17 protein-coding genes, 1 tRNA gene and 1 pseudogene are annotated in these 20,784 nt (G+C 66.9%); 14 read left to right on the forward strand and 5 right to left on the reverse strand.

All coding sequences use genetic code 11. The annotated features are described in order from the left end of the window. Nucleotides 1-49: 49 nt before the first annotated feature. On the reverse strand, nucleotides 50-604 hold the full coding sequence (locus AB0G01_RS08595) for a TetR family transcriptional regulator (protein ID WP_360941141.1): 555 nt from the start codon (nucleotides 602-604) through the stop codon (nucleotides 50-52). A gap of 55 nt (nucleotides 605-659) precedes the next feature. On the opposite strand from AB0G01_RS08595, the gene AB0G01_RS08600 reads away from it, so the two are divergent. After that, entirely contained in the window at nucleotides 660-1,682 is a 1,023-nt protein-coding gene (locus AB0G01_RS08600) for an FAD-dependent oxidoreductase (RefSeq protein WP_360941144.1), read from the forward strand. Between the two features lie 12 nt (nucleotides 1,683-1,694). On the opposite strand, the gene AB0G01_RS08605 is transcribed toward AB0G01_RS08600, so the two are convergent. Next, nucleotides 1,695-2,543: an exodeoxyribonuclease III gene (locus AB0G01_RS08605; RefSeq protein ID WP_360941147.1), complete on the reverse strand. Its 849-nt coding sequence runs from the start codon at nucleotides 2,541-2,543 to the stop codon at nucleotides 1,695-1,697. Nucleotides 2,544-3,591: 1,048 nt separating this feature from the next. On the opposite strand from AB0G01_RS08605, the gene AB0G01_RS08610 reads away from it, so the two are divergent. The 3 genes from AB0G01_RS08610 (at nucleotide 3,592) to AB0G01_RS08620 (ending at nucleotide 8,094) form a co-directional block, all read left to right on the forward strand. Beyond that, nucleotides 3,592-4,665: a DNA cytosine methyltransferase gene (locus tag AB0G01_RS08610; protein WP_360941150.1), complete on the forward strand. Its 1,074-nt coding sequence runs from the start codon at nucleotides 3,592-3,594 to the stop codon at nucleotides 4,663-4,665. After that, nucleotides 4,662-6,659 (forward strand): ATP-binding protein, encoded by a 1,998-nt coding sequence (locus AB0G01_RS08615; protein ID WP_360941153.1) that lies wholly within the window; start codon nucleotides 4,662-4,664, stop codon nucleotides 6,657-6,659. The genes AB0G01_RS08610 and AB0G01_RS08615 overlap by 4 nt, the downstream gene beginning before the upstream one ends. Nucleotides 6,660-7,269: 610 nt before the next feature. Further along, nucleotides 7,270-8,094, forward strand: coding sequence for an alpha/beta fold hydrolase (locus AB0G01_RS08620; protein ID WP_360941156.1), 825 nt, complete (start codon nucleotides 7,270-7,272; stop codon nucleotides 8,092-8,094). Between the two features lie 8 nt (nucleotides 8,095-8,102). On the opposite strand, the gene AB0G01_RS08625 is transcribed toward AB0G01_RS08620, so the two are convergent. After that, a complete protein-coding gene (locus AB0G01_RS08625) occupies nucleotides 8,103-9,503 on the reverse strand; it encodes a helix-turn-helix transcriptional regulator (protein WP_360941159.1) in 1,401 nt (466 codons plus the stop codon). Between the two features lie 338 nt (nucleotides 9,504-9,841). Between AB0G01_RS08625 and AB0G01_RS08630 the strand changes: the two genes are divergently transcribed. The 5 genes and pseudogenes from AB0G01_RS08630 to AB0G01_RS08650 all read left to right on the forward strand — a co-directional run bounded on the left by AB0G01_RS08630 (nucleotide 9,842) and on the right by AB0G01_RS08650 (nucleotide 12,244). Beyond that, nucleotides 9,842-10,063 carry a transcriptional regulator gene (locus AB0G01_RS08630; protein ID WP_360941162.1) on the forward strand — a complete coding sequence of 74 codons (222 nt, stop codon included), beginning with the start codon at nucleotides 9,842-9,844 and terminating at the stop codon, nucleotides 10,061-10,063. Then, nucleotides 10,060-10,326, forward strand: coding sequence for a hypothetical protein (locus AB0G01_RS08635; RefSeq protein ID WP_360941165.1), 267 nt, complete (start codon nucleotides 10,060-10,062; stop codon nucleotides 10,324-10,326). Before AB0G01_RS08630 ends, AB0G01_RS08635 begins: the two co-directional genes overlap by 4 nt. Nucleotides 10,327-10,340: 14 nt before the next feature. Beyond that, nucleotides 10,341-10,919, forward strand: coding sequence for a bifunctional DNA primase/polymerase (locus tag AB0G01_RS08640; RefSeq protein WP_360941168.1), 579 nt, complete (start codon nucleotides 10,341-10,343; stop codon nucleotides 10,917-10,919). A gap of 460 nt (nucleotides 10,920-11,379) precedes the next feature. After that, nucleotides 11,380-11,898: pseudogene (locus AB0G01_RS08645) on the forward strand (phosphotransferase); the annotation flags it as partial. A 130-nt stretch (nucleotides 11,899-12,028) separates the two neighbouring features. Continuing rightward, entirely contained in the window at nucleotides 12,029-12,244 is a 216-nt protein-coding gene (locus AB0G01_RS08650; RefSeq protein ID WP_360941171.1) for a hypothetical protein, read from the forward strand. Between the two features lie 40 nt (nucleotides 12,245-12,284). On the opposite strand, the gene AB0G01_RS08655 is transcribed toward AB0G01_RS08650, so the two are convergent. Beyond that, nucleotides 12,285-12,360, reverse strand: a tRNA-Lys gene (locus tag AB0G01_RS08655). Nucleotides 12,361-12,818: 458 nt separating this feature from the next. Next, complete coding sequence (locus tag AB0G01_RS08660; protein ID WP_360941174.1) at nucleotides 12,819-13,031, reverse strand: hypothetical protein; 213 nt, start codon at nucleotides 13,029-13,031, stop codon at nucleotides 12,819-12,821. Between the two features lie 407 nt (nucleotides 13,032-13,438). Here AB0G01_RS08660 and dusB point away from each other — a divergent pair, with 407 nt between their 5' ends. From dusB to phoU, 5 genes are all read left to right on the forward strand, one after another. Next, nucleotides 13,439-14,584, forward strand: coding sequence for a tRNA dihydrouridine synthase DusB (gene dusB, locus AB0G01_RS08665; RefSeq protein ID WP_360941306.1), 1,146 nt, complete (start codon nucleotides 13,439-13,441; stop codon nucleotides 14,582-14,584). Nucleotides 14,585-14,588: 4 nt separating this feature from the next. Next, nucleotides 14,589-15,035, forward strand: a complete 447-nt coding sequence (locus AB0G01_RS08670) for a hypothetical protein (protein WP_360941177.1) — start codon at nucleotides 14,589-14,591, stop codon at nucleotides 15,033-15,035. 187 nt (nucleotides 15,036-15,222) lie between these two features. Then, nucleotides 15,223-16,080, forward strand: a complete 858-nt coding sequence (locus AB0G01_RS08675) for a GGDEF domain-containing protein (RefSeq protein WP_360941180.1) — start codon at nucleotides 15,223-15,225, stop codon at nucleotides 16,078-16,080. A 1,998-nt stretch (nucleotides 16,081-18,078) separates the two neighbouring features. Continuing rightward, complete coding sequence (locus tag AB0G01_RS08680) at nucleotides 18,079-19,863, forward strand: LCP family protein (protein ID WP_360941183.1); 1,785 nt, start codon at nucleotides 18,079-18,081, stop codon at nucleotides 19,861-19,863. A gap of 84 nt (nucleotides 19,864-19,947) precedes the next feature. Further along, a complete protein-coding gene (gene phoU / locus AB0G01_RS08685; RefSeq protein WP_360941186.1) occupies nucleotides 19,948-20,613 on the forward strand; it encodes a phosphate signaling complex protein PhoU in 666 nt (221 codons plus the stop codon). The last annotated feature ends 171 nt before the right edge of the window (nucleotides 20,614-20,784 follow it).

Raw genomic sequence — 20,784 nt, forward strand, 5'->3', positions numbered from 1 at the left:
TGCACATGATGTCGAAACGGCGGACCGTGAACGCTGCGGGACCCCGCTGTCAGGCGGTCCACGTCCCGAAGATCCCGCGCAGCACGGTCCGCACGGCCGTGGCGGGCGCGAAGTCGGGCTGCGGGTCGGCGAGCTGGTTGGTGAGCAGCCCGTCGACCACCGCGAGCACCAGGCGCAGGTCGCGGACCGGGTCGTCCGAGCCGAGCGCGGCGAACAGCGGCGTCGCCCACTCCGCGATCCGCCGGTGCGCGGCGGTGATCCGCTGTCCCAGTTCGGGCCGCACGGCGGCCTCCACGAAGACCGCGTGCCGCGCCAACGTGATCAGGCGCTCGCGGGCGAGTTCGTCCACCAGCCGCCCCACGGCGACGGCCAGCGCGTCCGGGGTCGACACGTCGTCCGCGAGCCGGCCCCACAGCTCGGTCTCCCGCTCCAGCAGGCGGTCCACCACGCCGTCGACCAGCGCGTCCCGCGTGCGGAAGTGGTTGGAGGTCGAGCCCTGCGGCAGGCCCGCAGCGGCGTCCACGGCCCGGTGCGTGAGGCCGCGCGGCCCCGCCGTGCCCAGGACCCGGGTGGCCGCGTCGAGCACCTGGTGCCGCCTCGTCACGACGATCACACTACACCCGTAGTGTCAGGCACTACAGGTGTAGTACGGTCGGGGCATGAGAGCAGCGGTCATCGGCGGGGGGATCGGCGGTCTGACGGCGGCCGTCGGCCTGCGGCGGGTCGGGTGGGAGGTCACCGTGTTCGAGCGCGCGGAAGCCCTCCCGACCACGGGTACCGGCCTGGGGATCTGGCGGAACGCGTTGCGGGCCCTGGACGAGCTGGGGCTCGGCGACCCCGTGCGCCGGGCCGGCCGCAGGCAACCGGACGGCATCGTGCGCAAGCCGGACGGCGCGCGGATCGGCGTCCTGCGGGCGGACGTCCACCTGGTGACCCGTCCGGCGCTCCTGGCCGTGTTGGCCGCCGCGCTGCCCCGCGACACGATCCGGTTCGGCGAGGAGGTGGGCGGGGCGGACTGCGACCACGACCTGGTCGTCGCGGCGGACGGCATCAACAGCGCGACGCGACGGGCGTTGTTCGGCGTCGACGTCCGGCGGTCCGGTGCGATCGGCTGGCGCGGCACAGCGGACGTGACCGTCGAGGCGGGCGGTGAAACGTGGGGCAGGGGCGTGAAGTTCGGCCTGACCCCGCAGGCGGACGGCCGGACGAACTGGTACGCCATGACCGCCCCCGACGCCGACCTGGCGGCCACCTTCAGCACGTGGCACGACCCGATCCCCGAAATCCTGGCCTCGACGACCGACGTCCTGCGCCACTCGCTGGACTACCTGCCCCCGCTACCGGCCTACTACCGGGGGAACACCGTCCTGATCGGCGACGCCGCCCACGCCATGACACCAGACCTCGGGCAGGGCGCGTGCCAGGCCGTGATCGACGCGGTGACCCTCACCACCTGCCTGGCGAAGTCCCCCGAAACCGCCCTGCGGGCCTACGACAGGCTGCGCCGCGGACAAACCCAACGCATGGCGAGGCGGTCCCTGCTCCTCAACCGCCTGGCCAGGACGCGCCACTTGACGGGAATCCGCGACGCGGCCGTGGGAGCAGCGCTGGCCCTGGCACCCAAACCCCGCAACGACACCCCTTGGAGCGCCGACCTGGAACCAGACGAACTAGCCGGCTGACCGCCGCTCCCCCTAATTCCGCGGCACCTTGACCGAACGACCCGGCCGAGGAGCGGACGGCGGCGGCACGACCGGCCCGATGTCCCCGTCCGGCGCGGTGTCGAGATCCACGATCACCGGCGCGTGGTCACTGGGCCCGGTGCCCTTGCGCGCCTTCCGATCCACCCAGGCCGCAGCCACCCGCGAAGCGACCGGACCGGACGCGAGCACCAGGTCGATCCGCATGCCGAGGTCCTGGTGGAACATCCCGGCCCGGTAGTCCCAATAGGTGAAGATCCGCTCAGCGGGCCAGCGCTCCCGAACAACGTCCCGAAGCCCCAGGGCTTCGACAGCGCGCCGCTCGGGCGCGGTCACGTGCGTGTGCCCGACGTAAGCGGCCGGGTCGAACACATCAGCGTCCGCAAGGGCGACGTTGATGTCCCCGCACACCAGCACGTTCTCCCCGTCCCCGGCGACAACCTCCCGCAACGCCGCCAACCAGGCGAGCTTGTACCGGTAGTGATCGGAATCCGGCTCGCGCCCGTTGGGGACGTAGACCGAGTGAACCCGAACCCCACCACACGTAGCCGCGACCGCCCGAGCCTCCGGATGGGGAAAGCCAGGCGCACCAGCCACTCCGGTGACCACGTCGTCCAACCCGACCCGGGAGAGCAGCGCAACCCCGTTCCACCGGGGCTCCCCGAAAGCGGCGACCTGGTACCCCCGCTCGGCGAGAGGAGCCGAGAGCAACGCGTCGAAAGCGTCGTCGGTCAGCTTCGTCTCCTGAAGGCAAAGGACATCAGGAGCCCGCTCATCCAGCCAAGGCAACAACCGAGGCAACCGCTGCTTGACCGAGTTGACGTTCCAGGTAGCCACCCGCATACCCCCACGGTAGCCGGACCACCGCTTACCGGCCCGCCGCCAAGGAAAGGAACCCTGGACACACCTGCGGCTGTGACATCGCGCGAGGTGTCGACATGCCGTCCGGCTACGCGGTGCTGGGACCTACATCGACGCGCTGGAGTACCAACCACCGTGACGATGCTCGGCCCTAACTTGCCTTCGTTTGTGCGGGCAAGGTATGGCGTTGATCGTGAGGCCAGCCGCACTGCAGTCATAGGCATGACCCAAACGGACTGTCGAGCAGCAAGCCCGCCTCGGTTCGTGTGGGTCAAGCCGGAGGTCGGAGCCGGACCGCTCCATCACCCTGGGCTGGGGCCTGTGCTCGTGGCAGCTTGTCCTGACCGTAGCTCATTCGCCTCACGCGACAAGTAGCTGATCCACTCGGCTTCGCCAGAAACTCGATCAAGACCGAAGCCGGGGAACGGACGCTGCCGCCGTGGGCCGTGGAGATGCTGCGCTGGCGGAAGTGCGGGTTGATCTTGGTACGCGAAAGCCCCAGACCGGTGACCTGGGGCTTTGGTGGGCCGACAGGGGCTCGAACCCTGAACCCGCGGTTCGTAAATCTTACACAACTGTTACTTGCCGATACATTCCAGCAGTCACCATTACCTGCGATATTTCCTATCGCGAATGGCCATAGTGGATGATCTGGAACTGTCGCCTGTCATAATTTGTCGGGGATAAACCGAGGATTGGATCTTGACTCGTATCGCGTCCGCCTTGCCCAACACAGCGGTCGACTTGAGGCTGACGCCAAGAGTCTAGGGCTAGCCCTCAGCTTGCGTGATCACTCTGCACAAGCTGTCAGCATGTCGCGCGCCACTACACGACCACAGTCGCCAAGGGCTGACGCGGTCGTCGCCCGACCCGAAGGGCGGACGCAGAGCTGCGAGTGTCACGGACCGGAGTCAGTTGACCACCAGGAGCAACAACGGCGTCACCCGACGGCTTGACAGACTGTCACGAGTTGATCGACACCTCGCATGAGTCGTCGACGAGCAGCGCTCCGTCGGCTAGGTTCCATCGAGTGAGCACTTCGACACCAGTGGTACGGGCCGTTGACCTGTTCTGTGGCGCAGGTGGCTTGTCCTACGGCCTTCGTCAGGCAGGCATTGAAGTGGTCGGAGGCTTTGACATCGACCCTCGATGCGCCTACCCGTTCGAGGCCAACATCAAGGCACCGTTCTTCGAACAGGATGTGCGTACCGTCACTGCAAAACAGTTGAAAAAGCTGTGGGGAAGAGGCGCAGTCCGCATCTTGGCAGGATGTGCACCTTGCCAGCCGTTTTCTTCTCACCGCAGAGGGGTTGACACGTCAGCAGATGAGAGTTGGCCCCTTCTAGACGAATTCGCGCGCCTCGCCGAGGAGACACTTCCAGATATCGTCACGATGGAGAACGTACCTAGAGTCGTAGGCTCAGGTGTTTTCAAACGCTTCGTAGAAAGCCTCCAGGTGCAGGGATACAAAATCTCCTACAAGAGTTGCTATGCACCTGAATACGGCCTTCCACAGCACCGTCGACGGCTAGTGCTCCTCGCCTCTCGAATTGGTGACGTCGCAATACCGAAAGGTACCTGGAAAGAAAAGAAGGCCATAACAGTCCGCGAAATTATCGGGAAGCTGCCCGCAATCGGGGCAGGAGAGGTCGATCCGGTCGACCGGCTCCATAAATCCCGGAACCTCTCAGAGGTAAACCTCGCTCGAATCCAGGCATCTCGCCCGGGTGGAACGTGGCGCGACTGGCCTGAAGAGTTGCGCGCACCATGTCACCGTAAACCATCCGGCTCTTCTTTTGCAAATGTTTATGCTCGCATGGAATGGGACCAGCCAGCGCCGACGATCACCACTCAGGCACATAATTTTGGCACAGGCCGGTTCGGACACCCTGAGCAGGACCGCGCCATCACACTCAGAGAAGCTGCCATGTTGCAGGGTTTTCCGCGCAGCTATCGCTTCACAGCAAAAAATGAGCCGATCGAGTTTGCCCCACTTGGCCGGTTGATCGGAAACGCTGTACCGCCGCCTCTCGGCAAGATGGTTGGCACTGCCGTCATGAACTTCATCCTAGAGTCCAGGAGAGGGAGAGGCCGAGACGAATGAGCAGTGCCAGCGAACCCAAGTTCTCCATGACAGTAGATATGTCGGTACTTGAAGCACTGGGCATCAATCTTTACAGCAATGCGGCAGCCGTACTTTCCGAATTAGTCGCAAACGCTTGGGACGCTGACGCCTCTGAGGTCTCTATCAGATGGGAAGGCACCGAAGAGATCGTCATCAAAGACGACGGAGCTGGCATGTCGGTCGCTAGCTTGAACGGTCGATTTCTCAAAGTCGGCTATCAAAAGCGCGCAACCGAGGGCGCGTGTTCGGCGCGCTGGAAGCGCCCATTCATGGGACGTAAAGGCATCGGCAAACTTTCGGTTTTCTCAATAGCCGACGAGGTCGACGTCTTTTCTTCACACGAGGGCATTGTGTCCGGACTCCGCATATCCGTGCACGACTTGCGTGAGTCGATCAAGGCAGCGAAGCCTTACTATCCAAAAGAGATCGACGTTCCGAGCGCTTACAGCAAAACAGGCACCGCAATCGTTCTGAAGAAGTTGCGACCGAAACGCGCAGACCTTACTGCTGCGGCTCTTCGCAAGCGACTTGCCCGACGGTTCGACGTCCTCGATCTGAAGAAACCCGACGAAGGCGGCTTCAGGATCGTGATCAACGACAGTCCGATAACCTACGAGGATCGCCAAGAACTGAAGAAACTCGAATTTATATGGGAGTTCGGCAGAGAGTCAATACCGGACAAAGCTCTGCCACCCAATATACAGCGCTTCGTCTTCAAAGACACGGTAGTTGACGCTACAGGAGGCTGGAAGGTTGCGGGCTGGATCGGGACAGCTAAGACGCCAACAGAGTTGACCGATGATCTGGAGGCAGGTTCCCTCAAGAACATTATTGTTCTTGCGCGGAAACGTCCGATCCAAGAAGGCATCATTGAGAAACTCGACTTCAGTCGCCTTTTTGGCAACTACGTCACTGGCCAGATCGAGGCCGACTTTCTGGACCTTGACGACCATGATGATATTGCAACCAGTGACCGGCAGCGGCTAATTGAAGACGACCCACGAGTTCTAGCGTTGCAGAATTTTATGCGTCAGCGCTTTCTCGAAGCTTCTCAGCAATGGGCGGAAGCCCGCCCTAAGCGAGAAGCGGTTGACGCTATTGCTCGCTATCCAAAGATTCGCGACTGGATCAACGGTCGTCCTCCATGGCAGCGGAAGGCCGCTGAGAGGATGATCGGCACGATTGCGACTCTGGAATTTGAGGGCACATCTGCGACAAGTGACAGGCATGCGCTTTTCCGGTCAGGAATTTTGGCATTTGAGCGGGTGGGCCTTCGTCAAACTATTGAAGATTTGCAACATCTGAGCACGATGAAGGCCGTAGATCTGTTGCCTGTGCTAGCCGAGCAGGACTCCTACGAGTCTGCCTTGTATATGGACATTTTGCGATCGCGACTAGAAGCCATATCCAGCTTCCGTGAGATATCGCATGCGGACGAGAAAGAAAAGGTACTTCAGCAGCATCTTTACAGTCATCTTTGGCTACTCGACGCCTCCTGGGAGCGGGCCTCCCAAAGTGAAACGATGGAAGAAGACCTCCGCCGAATCGCACCCGGCTTGTTCTCACTTGACGACGAGGGCAAGGAACGGACCGGTCGCATCGATATTCGTTACGCAACGATCAGCGGACAACATCTTATAGTTGAGCTGAAACGGTACGCTCGCAAGACTGACATCGACGAGCTTGCCAAGCAGGGGGCGAAGTACGCGGTGACACTACGCGACCTGCTAGAGCAGCAAGGGCAGCCGAACGCAGAGATTGAAGTCGTCTTCGTACTTGGGCAAAAGCCGACAGCAAAGGAACGTGGAATGCTGGCCGAGCAGCAGTACATTGACCAGCAACTAAGGACATGCAACGGCCGAATTGTCTACTATGACGAGATGATCACAAACGCTCAGAAGCAGTATGCCGACTATCTGGAAGCCCGCGATGAAGCAAAGAGGCTAAACCAGGTTCTAGATTCGCTTATCTAGCTAGAGCCACTGTGTCGCCCGTAAGCGCTCCTCATGTGCGCGGGCCACAATCGTACTTCTGGATGGTTAGTACGCCTACCAGCGCCGACCTATCCGCCGGCAAGCCTGTGGGCTGGTCGATGCCGCCAAGGCGTCGAGCTGTCCATAGGTGCGGCAGCCGAGCGCCAAGACCAGCCCCGCCAAACCGACTACTTGGCGCTCGTTCCAAGCCTGGAATCCGAAAGCCATGCTGCGGCAGGATCAACGAATCCGTCCACGCGGATTCTGCGGGGGCTGCTGGCTGTGGCCTCTGGCTGTTGTGGGGAGGCTCCGGTGCCTCGCGTGTCGCGCCCGTGGGCCGCCAGGCCCACGTTGGCGCGACCGAGGACATCGCCGGAGCCTGCCCGCAACAGCCTGAGCAGACACGAACGGCCAGCGGCCCCCGCAGGAGGCCGCCTTGACCAAGAAAAGAAACTCTGAACACAGCGCCTGTGATCGGCGGATGTATGCAGGCCAACCCTGTGGGCCCAGGTGGGGAGAGCTGCGGGCCGGGACTGAAGCCTGTGTTCGTGCGGTGCGGCTGACGAGCCTGGAAGCATGGGGTGGCCACCTCTAGCCGACGAGGAGCGCTATGCCTGACCTGAACACCGAGACCGTCATCCGAACCATGGACGGCCTGAACCTTCGCGGGACAGTGACCGCCCCACCCGCACCGGTAGAGCAAGCCGTGGTCCTGGTCCACGGTGGCGGTGTGACTCGGGAAGAAGGTGGCTTCTTCGGCCGGATGGCTGGAGGGCTCGCTGAGGCTGGCGTGGCGACGTTGCGCTACGACCTTCGTGGGCATGGTGAGAGCGATGGACGGCCTGAGGAGTCCTCGCTGGCAGCCCACTTGAACGACATTCGTGTGGCGCGGGACCACCTCCGAGAAGTCTCCGGTGCGCAGGTGGTGAACCTGCTTGGCACTAGCTTCGGTGGCGGTCTGGCTGCCTACTACGCGGCGAAGCGGCCGGAAGGGTTGACACGGCTGGTTCTGCTGAACCCGCAGCTCAACTACAAAGACCGCTACATCGACCAGAAGCCGTACTGGGCGGGAGACTTCCTCGACGCCACCAAGGCCCAAGAGCTTGCGGACTGCGGCTTCATCGACCACTCGCCCACCGTGCAGCACAGCCGGGCGTTCCTGAACGAGGTCTTCTGGATCCGACCCAACGTGGTGCTGGGCGAGATCACGGCACCCACGCTCATCGTGCACGGCACCAAGGACACGTTCGTCCCGGTCGAGGCGTCACGGGCCGCTGTACGTGAGTTCCGGGCTGAGCATCGGCTTGTCGAGATCAAGGGCGCGCAACACGGCTTCGCGGTCCACGAAGATCCCGAGTACCGCGACCCGCAGACCCAGGAGTGGCAAGCCTTCGTGATCCGAACCGTGGCAGAGTGGTTCACCGAAACTCCATGAGTGCTTGGTCAGGACCTCACGGCTTCACGCAGAGCCCGCGGGCCTGACCGGTTCGCCCACGGGGTCAGGGTTTCGAGGACTCGGGCGAGTTCGCGCTTGGTGCGAATGGAACCCAGCTCGGCGACCAACCTCATGGCCGTCAGACCTTCCTGAGCGGCGTCGTCCGGTTCGCCGCTGAGTGCCAGAGCGCTTGCACGTCGCGCGCGGAAATAGCCTTCGTCGCGCCGTGACAGGGCCTGGGTGTCCAAGACATCCGCAAACAGGGCAGCGGCCTGAGCGGGCTTGCCTGCTTCGACATAGCAACTTGCTACCCGGAGCATGTGCGCGCCCTCGTTGTAGTACATCCCAAGGTGGGCATGTCGCTCGTCACCAGTGTCGGCCACGTCCGCCAGGCGGCGCGCGTCATCTAGCTTCTGTTGCACCGCGCTGAACGGCTCGCCAAGCATCGCCAGGCCGCGCGCCTCCTGCTGCGTCACCTCGGCGCGCACCTTCGGCGGTAGCTGCCACGGACCGTACTGGGCAGCTTGTGCCAACGTGAGGACGCGTAGCCCGTCGCGCTCCTCGTAAGCCATCTGGGACTTCTTCAGCAGCACATAACCCTGCATCGGCATGTCACCGGCTTCCTGCGCCCACTCAATCGCCCGGTCGTGCCAGAAGCCCGCAGTCGCGGCGTCGTGCGAGTCGCGGTACAGCCAGCCAGCGAACTCGGCGGCGTCTGCGCCGACCAGAAGTAGCGACCGGCGCACGTCTGGCGTGACCTCGCGGGCGTGAGTCTCGATCGCCCCGAGGATGCCCAGCACCACGGGCAGCACTGCGGCCGGTCCCAAGCTTCCGTCATCGGTCTTGCACAGGACCAGTTGGCGACGGAAGTAGTCGATCACCGGCCCGTCCAAGTACCGGCGTGGGTCTTCCATCGCGCTCGCTACCCGTTGCAGCTCGTCCAGACCAAGGTTGGGCAACGCGGCGATCGCAATCCCACGAGCGAGAAGAGACCGGCGGTTCACGGTGCTCACGACCTCTGACAGGGAGCCCGTCTGAGTGATCGGGTCGTCGTCCTCGGGGCGTTGGCCGTCGAGGAGTGTGCCGAGTTCGCTGTTCGCCACTGTCTTGGCGGCTAGCGGGATGACCACACGCTGGCCGCCTACGACAACCGGCAACAGCACGCCGCTCGTCTTCGTTGGTGAGGGCGCTGGTTCGACGTCCGCGACGGTCAGCAGTTCGTCCAGCTTGGCCATGTCGATCTTGAGCAGCCTGGCCAGCATCGGCCGCTTATAGGGTCGCGGCGAGCGCTCACCGGCTTCCCATCGCGCGATCGTCGCCCGATCCACGTGGGCAGCTTCGGCGAACGACTCTTGGGTGTAGCCAGCCGCTTTCCGGACCTTGGCCAGTCCAGTACGCCGTACTGCCATCGGGTGACCTCCTGGCCCGGCTTGCGGTGTGCTGTGGATCACGTTCCCACAGGTCAAGCATAGCTTGGCGACAAAAGTGCGTAGTTATTGCGACATATCTGCCCTTTTCACGTGCTATCGAGCCGGATTGAGTGGCGCGGAATGAGGAATTTTAGCCGCTCGTCGTCCGCAAGGCGAGGATGTGAACGAACATGACATCTGATCCGTGGTGGTTCGACCAGTGGGGACTGGTCGCGTGTGTGCTTGCCTTGGCGGGGCTGGGGCGAGTCCTGTTCATGCTGTACGGGCGCACGAAGTAGCAGGACGGCCAAGACATGTCGTTCACCGTAAGGCTCGATGTGGCCAAGCTGATCCGGTCCGCCCGGCTGGCCGGCCTGAACTCGGACTACGCGCTGGCCAAGAAGATGGGCATCAACCGGTCGACGCTGAGTCGTGTCATCGACTCCGAACTTCAGCCCGGACCTGCGTTCATCGGTGGTGCGCTGGTCGCGCTGGACCCACTGCGGTTCGAGGACCTTTTCATGGTCGTACCGAACCAGAAGGCGGAGCGAACTCGATGACCAGGGATGAGTTGCTGTTCAACGCTTGGCTGACGAGCGTCAACCATCGGCTGGGCCGCTATGTCGTCCGACGTCTCGATGAGGCTAACCCCCTGGCCACAACCAGCTACACGGCTGGCCTGCTCGATGTGGAGACCCAACTCGGGAACGAACTGGTCGAGCTGGGCACCGCGTTGCTGCGCAAGGCGGCCGGACTGGAGTTTCCCGTCGAGTTCTCGATGGTGCAGCCGCGTACCCCGAAACCAGAGATCCCAGAGTTCTGAAGCGAGGTAAGGAAATGACAGACAACACGCTTACGGATGACACCCTGCCTACAGTCGCACAGGCTGCTATCAGCTATGCCAAACTCGGATGGCCTGTGCTGCCATCTGCCGTATGGCATGACGGTGCGTTTGTCCACCCGGTGAGCGGCGAACCGGTGGACGATGTGCCATTGCGGCCACGGGAGGAAGCGACCACTGACGTGACCCTGGTTCATGAGTGGTGGAACGCCGGAGGGAACTTCAGTCCCGCGATCCTTGGCGTGACTGGGCCGGCATTCGGCGTCGTCTCCGTGAGCGCCGACTGGACAGAGCAGATCATGGCCCATCGGTGGTTCACCACCAGACCGACGCCCGTATTGGTCATGCCAGGAATGCCCATTGCGCTGTTCGTCGTCCGGCCACCGTTCCCGGCCGGTTTCGGCCAGGACGAGATCCGCCGATTCAGTGACGGCTCGTTGGTCCCACTCCCCCCGACCGCCGCCGGAGAGACCACCGCGACCTGGCTGGTTTCGCCCTGGGAGACCGAGGGCAAGTTGCTCGTGGCACGTGAGTTCGCCGAACTCTTGAACAACCTGGAGAAGGCCGGAGCATGAGTAGCCACACCACGAGCCCGTTGTGGGACGAACAGGGGTTCGCGGCCTTCCTCCGGGGCCTCGCGGAGGACGACGCGCCGCGCCTGTTCGCGGTCGGCCTGGAGTACGGCGAACGCCATGATGCGCACGTCGCCGCCTATGGCATGGCCTTCGACGGGTACACGGAGGCCATCTCCCGCGACGGGACCTTCCGCGTGCAGACCACCAGCCCCGAGGACGTCTTGCGCTACTTCGATGACGAGAGCGTGAGCGCCCGTGTCGTGTGGCTGTCCGGGCCTTCCACGGCGAACCTGGACTCAACAGGTGAGCCTTCGTGCGTAAATGATCGAGAACGACGACCAAGACGAGAGGTCCGTCCGGGGCCTTGGCGGCAGGGTTCGATGAGCAGGAGGCACGTGACGCGCTGGTTCGTGCCTGCGCGGCGGCGAACTTGGAGGTTGCCGACCCCCAGCTCCTCCGCTTGGGCGAGAACGCCATCTTCCGTCTGAACGGCACCGGGACGGTCGTCCGAATCGCGCGGAACGACACGCATTGGGATGACGCGGTCAAGGAAGTGAACGTCGCGAAGTGGTTGGGCCGCAACGACTTCCCAAGCGCTCACACGATCGACGTTTCACAACCGCTCCTGGTTGACGGCGGCTACCCGATGACGTTCTGGGCGTTCATCGACGGCAGGAACGGCCAGCCGGAGGACGTGGGGACGTTGGGGACGCTGCTGCGGCGGCTGCACGCACTCCCCCGGCCTGGGTCGTTCGAGCTTCCGCAACAGGAGCTGCTGGCACGGGTCGAGCCGCGCATCGAGTCGGCCCCGATCGACGCCGGCGACAAGGACTTCCTGCTGGAACTCTGCGATCGGCTCGGCTCGGAGATCAGCGGCTTGGACTATGAGCTGCCGGTCGGTCCCGTGCACGGTGACGCCCCCGTGCAGAACCTCATGTTCACGGGCTCCGCACCGACGTTGATCGACTTCGAGGCATTCTCGTGGCGCCACCCGGAGTGGGACCTCGGCGTGACGGCCACGGAGTACATGACACATGACGGCAGGTTGATGGACGGCCGTCCGCAACCGTGCGTGGAAGCCGTTCCTGAAGCGCGCGGGCTACGAGTGGGTGACGTTCCGGACCTTCCGGCGCACGGTCGCCACGCTGCTCGACCAGGCGGGCCTGACCGCCCGCCAGATCGCGGACATCCTCGGCCACTCCCGGCCGTCGATGACGCAGGACGTCTACATGGGGCGGCGCTCGCCTGGCCGCGCTGGTGCGGACGCGCTGGACACCGTGATCAGCGGAGACGCCGCGAAAAACGGGGATAAACCGGGGAAGTGATCTTGGGACGCGAAAGCCCCAGGCTGTTGACCTGGGGCTTTGGTGGGCCGCCAGGGGCTCGAACCCTGAACCCGCGGATTAAAAGTCCGCTGCTCTGCCAGTTGAGCTAGCGGCCCGCTGCCCAGGTTAGTGGAAGACGGGCGGATGGTTCGACGGTGGTGACCTACGTGGTGCGCGCCACAGCGGGGTCAGGGGCGACGGCACGCCGGATGTCGGGTACCCGGAGGTGGACGCGGGTGGACTGAGCTGCGGTGTTCTGGCTGCATGATGTTGACGGGATCGGCACCGTCGACGGCGGTTCGGGTTGCGTCTCGGTTGGGACCGGTGTGTCGGATCGGCGGTTTGCGTGGATCACCGCCACCTTCGGGACGCCCACGTGCGTGATCGACGAGACCGTCATCCGGGAGCTTGGGCAGCATGGAGGGTGCCGTGCCGGGCGGGTCGGAGCCCAAGTCTTAGAGCGGCCACGTCGGCGGTGGTGTCCGGTCGGTCGGCGCTGGTGGCTCGCTGTCAGCGTTCCTCCGGGCACCGACCGACCGGTTGCCACCGGTGATCGCCTAGGACGGGTGCGAGGTCAGCGGGTGTTCTCCGTGCGAGCACGGCGCGTGGCCGTCGCGCACAACAACCGCAGGACGGTCAGGGCGCGATCCCCCCGTGGGCCGGGTACCAGCACGGCCGCGATCCCGGCGACCAGGAACACCACCGCAGCAGGCCCGTACCGCAGGACGACGGCCGCCGTCGCGATCGAGGCGGGTGCGCTGAGGAGTAAGTGGACAGACGTGTGCATGGAGCGCTCTCCTTCGAAAGCGAAGAGGGACACGCCCGGCACTCGGCCCGGCACGTCCTCCTCCACCCTGTGGAAGAAAGAACGCCTGCGCCTCCACGGCCAGCCGATCTCCGGGATCGGCCACCGAGTCAGGAGCAGACGACCTCGGACCGGTCCATCCTGGCACCACATGGAGCTCGAAGGCGATAGCTCGTTCAGGGGCTGCCCGCGTCCGACCGGTCGACCACCCGGACGCCCAGCGCTGACCCGGTTGAGGGCTGTCCGTCCTATGACGCAGCCCCGTGATGCCGCCCCGCGACGCCACCGTGTGCACGACCACACCGGGCCCGATGTGCCTGGGTACGGGGGGCGACGGCCCGGAGGTGGCTACGGCTCGATCGGGTAACGGGCGACTCGGGCGGGCTACGCTGGTGGACGTGCCTTCGGCTGCCCCCACGTTGAAGATCGGCCCCTACGCGGTCGATCCCGCCGTCGTGCTCGCGCCCATGGCGGGCATCACGAACGTGGCGTTCCGGCAGTTGTGCCGTGAGTTCGGCAGCCCGACGTCGCTCTACGTGTGCGAGATGATCACCGCGCGCGCGATCGTCGAACGCGATTCCAAGACCATGGAGATGATCACGTTCGGCGAGCACGAGCACCCGCGCTCGCTCCAGCTCTACGGCGTCGACCCCACCTCGATGAGCGAGGCGACGAAGCTGATCGTCGGCGAGGACCGCGCCGACCACATCGACATGAACTTCGGCTGCCCCGTCCCCAAGGTCACCCGCAAGGGTGGCGGGGCGGCGCTGCCGTACAAGAGGCAGTTGTTCCGGCAGATCGTGCGGGCCGCCGTGCGCGCCGCCGAGCCCGCCGGGGTGCCGGTGACGGTGAAGTTCCGGACCGGGATCGACGACGGCAACCTCACCTACCTGGACGCCGGGCGGATCGCCGAGGACGAGGGGGCGCGGGCCGTCGCGCTGCACGCCCGCACGGCCGCCCAGCGGTACTCGGGCCAGGCCGACTGGACCGCGATCGCGCGGCTCAAGGAAGCCGTGGCGACCGTCCCGGTGCTCGGCAACGGTGACATCTTCAGCGCCCGCGACGCGCTCGACATGGTCGCCCGGACCGGGTGCGACGGCGTGGTCGTCGGGCGCGGGTGCCTGGGCCGGCCGTGGCTGTTCGGCGAGCTCCAGGCCGCGTTCCGGGGCGAGCCGGTCCCGGCCGGACCGTCGCTGGGCAAGGTCGCGGACATCCTCGGGCGGCACGGGCGGCTGCTCGCGGCGCACGTCGGCGAGGAAAAGGGGCTGCGGGACCTGCGCAAGCACATGGCCTGGTACCTGAAGGGGTTCCCGGTCGGCGCGGAGCTGCGGCGCGCCCTCGCCATGGTGTCGACGCTCACCGAGCTGGACGACCTGCTCGGCGGGCTCGACCCCGACGCGGAGTTCCCGCAGGACGCCGAGGGGCCGCGCGGCCGGCAGGGGTCGCCCGCGAAGGTCGTGCTGCCCGAGGGCTGGCTGGACGACCCCGAGGACGCGATGACGCCGTCCGCCGAAGACATGCACTCGGGCGGCTGAGCCGGTGACGCGTGTCGTGACGGCGGTGCTGTGCGTCCTCGCGCTGGCCGGGTGCGGGTCCGCGGTGACCGGCACGGCCAAGGCGCTCCAGATCACCGACGTCGAGCGCACCCTCGTGACCAGCTACTTCACCGCGCTCAACGAGGCGGGCGCGCAGGGGATCGCGCAGCAGCGCGAACTGCTCGCCGACACCCAGCACCCGGACTTCCGCGACGACGACTGCAAGCTGCCCGACGGCACGATCCGGGTGCAGCCGACCATGTCGACGCTGCGGCTGGACCCGGACTGGACGCCGCCCGGCGACGACGAGCACCCGCGCGGCGTGGTGGTGGTCGTCGCGGTGACGCTGACCGTCGTGCGGGACGGCGTCGAGATCGGCAGCCAGATCGGCTCGCAGCACCTCATCCTCCTCAACGGGAAGACCTACGGCTTCGCGCCTTGTGCGAACTGACGGGTGCGCGAACCGCCCGCTGAGGGCACCGCGTGGAGCACGCTCCGGCTTGTTGATCACCGAACGTCACCAGTTCGGAGCAGTGCACGGTCAACCAGACGAGGGAAATCCTCCTTTGACGTGTCCTGCCGGCTCAAGCGCCGCCTCTTACAAGACGACACCTTGGGCAAGGAGGGAGGTGAGCGCGATGACCGCACTGCGACCGGAGGTCGCCGACTTCGACGGCAGCGGGGGCCCTGAACGGCCCCGACCCGCGTCGGAGGGCACCGGTCTGGTGCAACTGCACGAGTCGATCGCCGCGCTGCTCGCCTCTCGCGGCCAGTGGCGGCAGGCGTACCAGCACCTGCGGTCGGCGTTCGACCTGGTCTACGCCGACCAGGACGAACAGCCGCAGGTGCCCGAGCAGCTCCGCCGGGAGGTCGACCGGCTGCGCCGCGAGCACGCGGAGGCCCGCGAGCAGAGCCTCCGGGACAGCCTGACCGACAGCTACAACCGCCGGTACCTGGACCAACGCCTGCTCGGCATGGTGACCGAGCACGGCACGACCCCCTGGAGCCTGGCCATCGCGCTGATCGACCTGGACTGGTTCAAGCAGGTCAATGACACGTTCGGGCATCTCCTGGGTGATCGGGTGTTGCAACGCGTGGTCGAGTTGTTGCAGGAAGAACTGCCCGAGGGCGCGTTCTGCGCCCGCTACGGCGGCGAGGAGTTCGTGTTGGTGCTGCCCGGTGTGGACGCCGGGGCGGGCGTGGAGATCGCCGAGTCGGCCCGATTGCGTGTCGAGCGTCACGCCTGGGCTTCCCTGGCCCCCGGTTTGCGGGTGACCGTCAGCATCGGGTTGGCTTACGAGCCTCCGGCGGGGGACTCGCCGACGCGTCCTCCGGTCGCACCCGAACAGCAACTGCTCCGGGCGGACAGCCTGCTCTACACCGCCAAGCAGTCAGGACGGAATGCCGTTGCCTATCGGGAGAGCGGTCGGGTGCGTCTCGCGGGCGCTGCCGCCGGACGACGTGGAATCGCCGAACCGCGGGTTGCCGGTTACTAAGGTGTAACGGTTGCTCGCCCGTTCGGGGGTAGCGCGCTGCGCACTATCGAGTATGTAGCACCCCTGTATCACCAGGAGTGTTCGTCAGGACTGGCTGTCATCCGTACTATCGCCAAGGCAAGTGACACGCCGTTGGTGCAACCAATGTGTCCTTGATGTCGTCAACTCGTGATGACGACCCGCTACTGACCGAGGTTGAAGGGAGACCGGGTGCCCGACGAGCCCCGCCGTGGCGGCCCCGGACCCCGAGGTGACGAGCCTCCGCAGGACGACCAGCCGACCGGGCGCAGGCGACGGTCGCTGGAGGGCGGCGGCGGTCTGAGCGTTTCCGAGTTGCTGGAGCAGCACAGCCGCACGAACATCCCGCGCCCCGTGCCGCCGGAGGACCACGAACCCGAGCCGTCGGACCCGCCGCCGACCGGCCGCCGGGCCGCCCCGGAGCCCGAGGACACCCGTGGACCGTCCCCCGAGGACGGCCGCCACACCCCGGACTACTTCTCACCGTCGAACGAGGCTCCGCGAGGAGCGGGTCGCCGCGCGCGCCAGGCGTCCCCGGAGGACACCGGCCGCCGCGCGAGATCCGCACCCGAGGGCACCGGCCGCCGCGCGCGGCCGACCGCGCCGCCCCCGGCCGTGCCACCGGTGGCCCCGCCGCCGGCCGAGGACTCCGGACGGCGAGCCCGACCAACGCCCGAGGACACCGGTCGGCGCGCCCGGCCGGCACCTGAGGACACCGGGCGGCGTGCGCGTCCCGCAGTGTCGCCTGAGGACACCGGACGGCGAGCCGCGCCCACGCCTGAAGACACCGGACGACGGGCCAGGCCCGCTCCCGAGGACACCGGGCGACGGGCCAGGCCCGAGCGTCTCGCGCCGGCTGCCGACGACGTTCCGCGTGCTCCGGCGCGTGAGGACAGTGGGCGGCGCGGGCAGCCGGACGGGTTTGCGCCGTCACCCGAGAACACCGGTCGCCGTGCCGCACCGTCCCCTGAGGACGGTGCCCGGCGCGGCGGGCCCGGACCGCACGACGCTCGCAGGCCGGGCCCGGGGCCGGGAGATGGTGCCCGGCCGGAGGCCACTGGTCGACGGCCTCGCCCTGACGGAGTCCCCGGCCGCCGGTACCCGGCCGACGAGCCGCGCCGACCGGAGGCCACCGGTCGCCGGCCCCTGCCGAACCCGCCGATCACCGGCCCTCCCGCACCCAACGGTCCCGGGTCCCACGGTCCGGGGCCTGGTGGCCCTGGACCAGGCGGTCTTGCACCCGCTGGGCCGGCTCCGGACGCACGGCCGGCCGGTGGACCGGACGGCAGCGGACCGCGACGGGTCGCCGGACCCGAGGGCGGTCGTCGCCCCGCCGACGGTGGCACCGGCCCTCGCCGGCTTGCCGAGGGTGGGCCGGACGGCAGCGGGCCCCGCAGGCTTGTCGAAGGTGGACCTGACGGAAGTGGGCCCCGCCGGCTTGCTGAGGGTGGACCGGACGGAAGTGGGCCCCGCCGCCTGGCCGAAGGCGGACCGGACGGAAGTGGACCTCGCCGGCTGGCCGAAGGTGGGCCTGCTCAGCGGCGGCCTGCGGACGGTGGACCTGACGGCGGGCCGCGACGGCTCGCCGAGGGTGCGCCCCACGCGCCTCGACGGCCCGAGGGCGGACCGGACGGCTCCGGACCTCGACGACTGGCCGACGGCGGACCCGGTGCACCACGGCGTCCCGTCGACGGGCCTCCGGACGGCCCCGGTCCGCGCCGGCTCGCTCCTGAAGGCGGCCCCAACGCGCCGCGCCGCCCCGCCGAGGGCCGCCCCGCCGAGGGTGGTCCGGACGGCGGGCCCCGTCGCCTGGCCGAAGGGGCACCGGAGGGCACCGGCCCTCGTCGACTCGCCGAAGGCGGACCTGACGGCAGCGGACCCCGTCGGCTCGCCGAAGGCGGACCTGACGGCAGCGGACCGCGACGGCTCGCCGAGGGTGCGCCCGACGGCGCGCCCGGTGGTGGGGACGTCTCCGGGCGGTTGGCGGTCCCCGCCGGCCCCGAGCGCCGCGACCAGATCGACCCGGCCAGTCTCACCACCGAGATGGAGGCCATCAGCGACGACGTCAAGAAACGTCGCGAGGTCGACCACACGCTCGCCCGCTTCTCCGCGGTGCACGACGAGCTCGCCGAGCACGAGCGCCAGCGCAAGGAGCGCCGGCAGAAGCTCATGCCGTGGAAGGTCGAGCACGACGAGGAAGCGACCGTCTACACGTCCTCGGTGGAGGGTGACGACGACCCCGACGCCCCGCGCCGGCCGGTCCGCACCGCGCAGCACAGCAAGATCGTCCGCGTCGTCAAGGTGCTGTCGCTGACCGCCGCCGTGCTGGTGTTCGTCGCGACGGGCCTGGGCTGGGGCGCGATGCTCTACGTGGACAGCAAGATCACCGAGATCGACGCCCTCAACACCAACTCCGCCGCGGTGCACGAGGCCGAGAAGCAGTTGGGGGACGAGAACTTCCTCATCGTCGGGTCGGACAGCCGGGCCGGCGCGAAGGCCGAGGACGGGGTCGGCGACTCCGACGCCGAGCCGGGCGCGCGCTCCGACGTCCTGATGCTGGCCCACATCCCGGCCGACCGGAAGCGGGTCGTCGTGGTGTCCGTGCCGCGCGACCTGGAGATCACCCGGCCCGAGTGCGAGGAGTGGAACCCGCAGACCGCCGAGTACACCGGCAAGACCCTGCCCGTGCAGCAGGGCGCGAAGGCCAACCAGGCCTACGCGGACGGCGGGCCTCGGTGCGTGTCCAACTTGATGACCGAGATGACCGGGCTGACCATCAACCACTTCATCTCCGTGGACTTCAACGGGTTCAAGGGGATGGTGGACTCGGTCGGCAAGATCAAGGTCTGCGTGCCGAAGGTGATGGACGACGGCGAGCTGGGCATGATCTTCGACAAGCCCGGCCAGTACGAGATCGACGGCCAGAAGGCGCTCGACTACGTGCGGGCCCGGAAGGTCAAGAACGAGGAGTTCGGCGACTACGACCGGATCACCCGGCAGCAGAAGTTCCTGTCCTCGTTGCTGCGCACGGCGTTGTCCACCGAGATGCTGCTGAACCCGGGCAAGCTCAACGGCTTCCTGAACGCGTTCGCGGCGTCCACCGTGGGCCAGAACATCGGCGTGAAGGACATGCTGACCCTCGCGCAGTCGTTGCAGGGCATCGAAGCCGGCCGGGTCACCTTCGTCACGGTGCCGCACTACACCGACGACGGCCCCTCGCCGTCGGTCGACGACAACGTGGAGATGCTGGACATGAACGCCACGAAGGCGTTGTTCCAGGCGGTCATCGACGGCACCCCGCTCCCGGACGAGGCACCGCCGGCCAATCCCGTCGACCAGGGTCAGCCCACCACCGCGAAGGCCGCCGGTCCCAGGCAGGGCAAGGTGATCGACCCCAAGGGCCTCAAGGTCCAGGTGTTCAACGGCGACGAGGCCAACCCCCGCGCGGCGTCCCGGACCAAGAACTCGTTGGCGGAACTGGGTTACGAGGTGGTCAACAGCGGCAACGGCGAGCCCGCGACGCAGACCGTCATCAAGTACGGCACGGGTGGCGAGGACACGGCTTTCACGCTCGCGGCGTCGATTCCCGGTGCCACGCTGGAGGTCGACGAGTCCCAGGGCGGCGCGGTGACGCTCGTCATCGGTCCCGGGTGGGACGAGAAGATCGTCGCGCCGCAGGTGAACGGCTCTGCCGAGCCCGGCAAGACCACCCCGCCGCCCGACCTGGACGTGGTGAACGCGGGCAAGGACCCGTGCGCGCCGTAGCACGACCATCTGGACGTTTCGGGTTCACGCTCGGTTAACCGGGGTATGTCGCCAAGGCGACGACCTGCACGTACGCTGGCTGGCATGCGTGAGGCCTACCACGACCAGCTCGGACAACTCGCCGACCGGCTCGCCGACATGTGCGGCATGGCCGGTGACGCCATGGAGCGCGCGACGTCCGCGCTGCTCCAGGCAGACCTCGGCCTGGCCGAGCAGGTGATCGGCGACGACGTCAAGATCGACGACGTCCGCGCCAGCATCGAAGAGCAGGCGTACGCACTGCTCGCACTCCAGGCACCGGTCGCGACCGACCTGCGCATCGTGCTCGCGGTGATCCACGCCGCGGAGAGCGTCGAGCGCATGGGCGACCTGGCGCTGCACGTGGCCAAGGCCGCGCGCCGCAGGCACCCCAACCACGTGCTGTCGGACACCGTCGAGCCGTACTTCGCCGAGATGGGCCGCATCGCGGTCGAGCTCGCGCGGGAGGCGACCGACATCATCCGCACGCAGGACGTGGAGCGCGCGCGTTCGCTGGAGGACGCGGACGACGCGATGGACGACCTGCACCGGCACCTGTTCACGGTGATCATGGACAAGGAGTGGCCGCACGGCGTGCCCTCCGCTGTGGACACCACGCTGCTGGGCCGCTTCTACGAGCGCTTCGCCGACCACGCGGTGTCGGTGGCCAAGCGGACCGTCTACGTCGTCACCGGCCGGATGCCCGGCTACGGCGACGACTTGGAAGCCTGATCCCCGGACGACCGCCGCCCCCGACCGGATTCCGGTCGGGGGCGGCTTCGTCGGTGCGCCGGCCGGGTTCGTCGCGCTAGCGCGTGTTTCATATGTGGCGTAGCCAGATGTTGATGGCGGCGATGTCGATGGTGGCCTGGTAGCGGACGGCGAGTTTGTCGTAGCGGGTGG

Source organism: Actinosynnema sp. NPDC023587 (genome assembly GCF_040640215.1).
GTDB lineage: Bacteria > Actinomycetota > Actinomycetes > Mycobacteriales > Pseudonocardiaceae > Actinosynnema.

Coding starts and splice junctions, on each gene's coding strand:
- AB0G01_RS08600 (WP_360941144.1), top strand. CDS start 660: ATGAGAGCAGCGGTCATCGGCGGGGGGATCGGCGGTCTGACGGCGGCC.
- AB0G01_RS08605 (WP_360941147.1), bottom strand. CDS start 2,543: ATGCGGGTGGCTACCTGGAACGTCAACTCGGTCAAGCAGCGGTTGCCT.
- AB0G01_RS08615 (WP_360941153.1), top strand. CDS start 4,662: ATGAGCAGTGCCAGCGAACCCAAGTTCTCCATGACAGTAGATATGTCG.
- AB0G01_RS08620 (WP_360941156.1), top strand. CDS start 7,270: ATGCCTGACCTGAACACCGAGACCGTCATCCGAACCATGGACGGCCTG.
- AB0G01_RS08625 (WP_360941159.1), bottom strand. CDS start 9,503: ATGGCAGTACGGCGTACTGGACTGGCCAAGGTCCGGAAAGCGGCTGGC.
- AB0G01_RS08635 (WP_360941165.1), top strand. CDS start 10,060: ATGACCAGGGATGAGTTGCTGTTCAACGCTTGGCTGACGAGCGTCAAC.
- AB0G01_RS08640 (WP_360941168.1), top strand. CDS start 10,341: ATGACAGACAACACGCTTACGGATGACACCCTGCCTACAGTCGCACAG.
- AB0G01_RS08660 (WP_360941174.1), bottom strand. CDS start 13,031: ATGCACACGTCTGTCCACTTACTCCTCAGCGCACCCGCCTCGATCGCG.
- AB0G01_RS08675 (WP_360941180.1), top strand. CDS start 15,223: ATGACCGCACTGCGACCGGAGGTCGCCGACTTCGACGGCAGCGGGGGC.
- phoU (WP_360941186.1), top strand. CDS start 19,948: ATGCGTGAGGCCTACCACGACCAGCTCGGACAACTCGCCGACCGGCTC.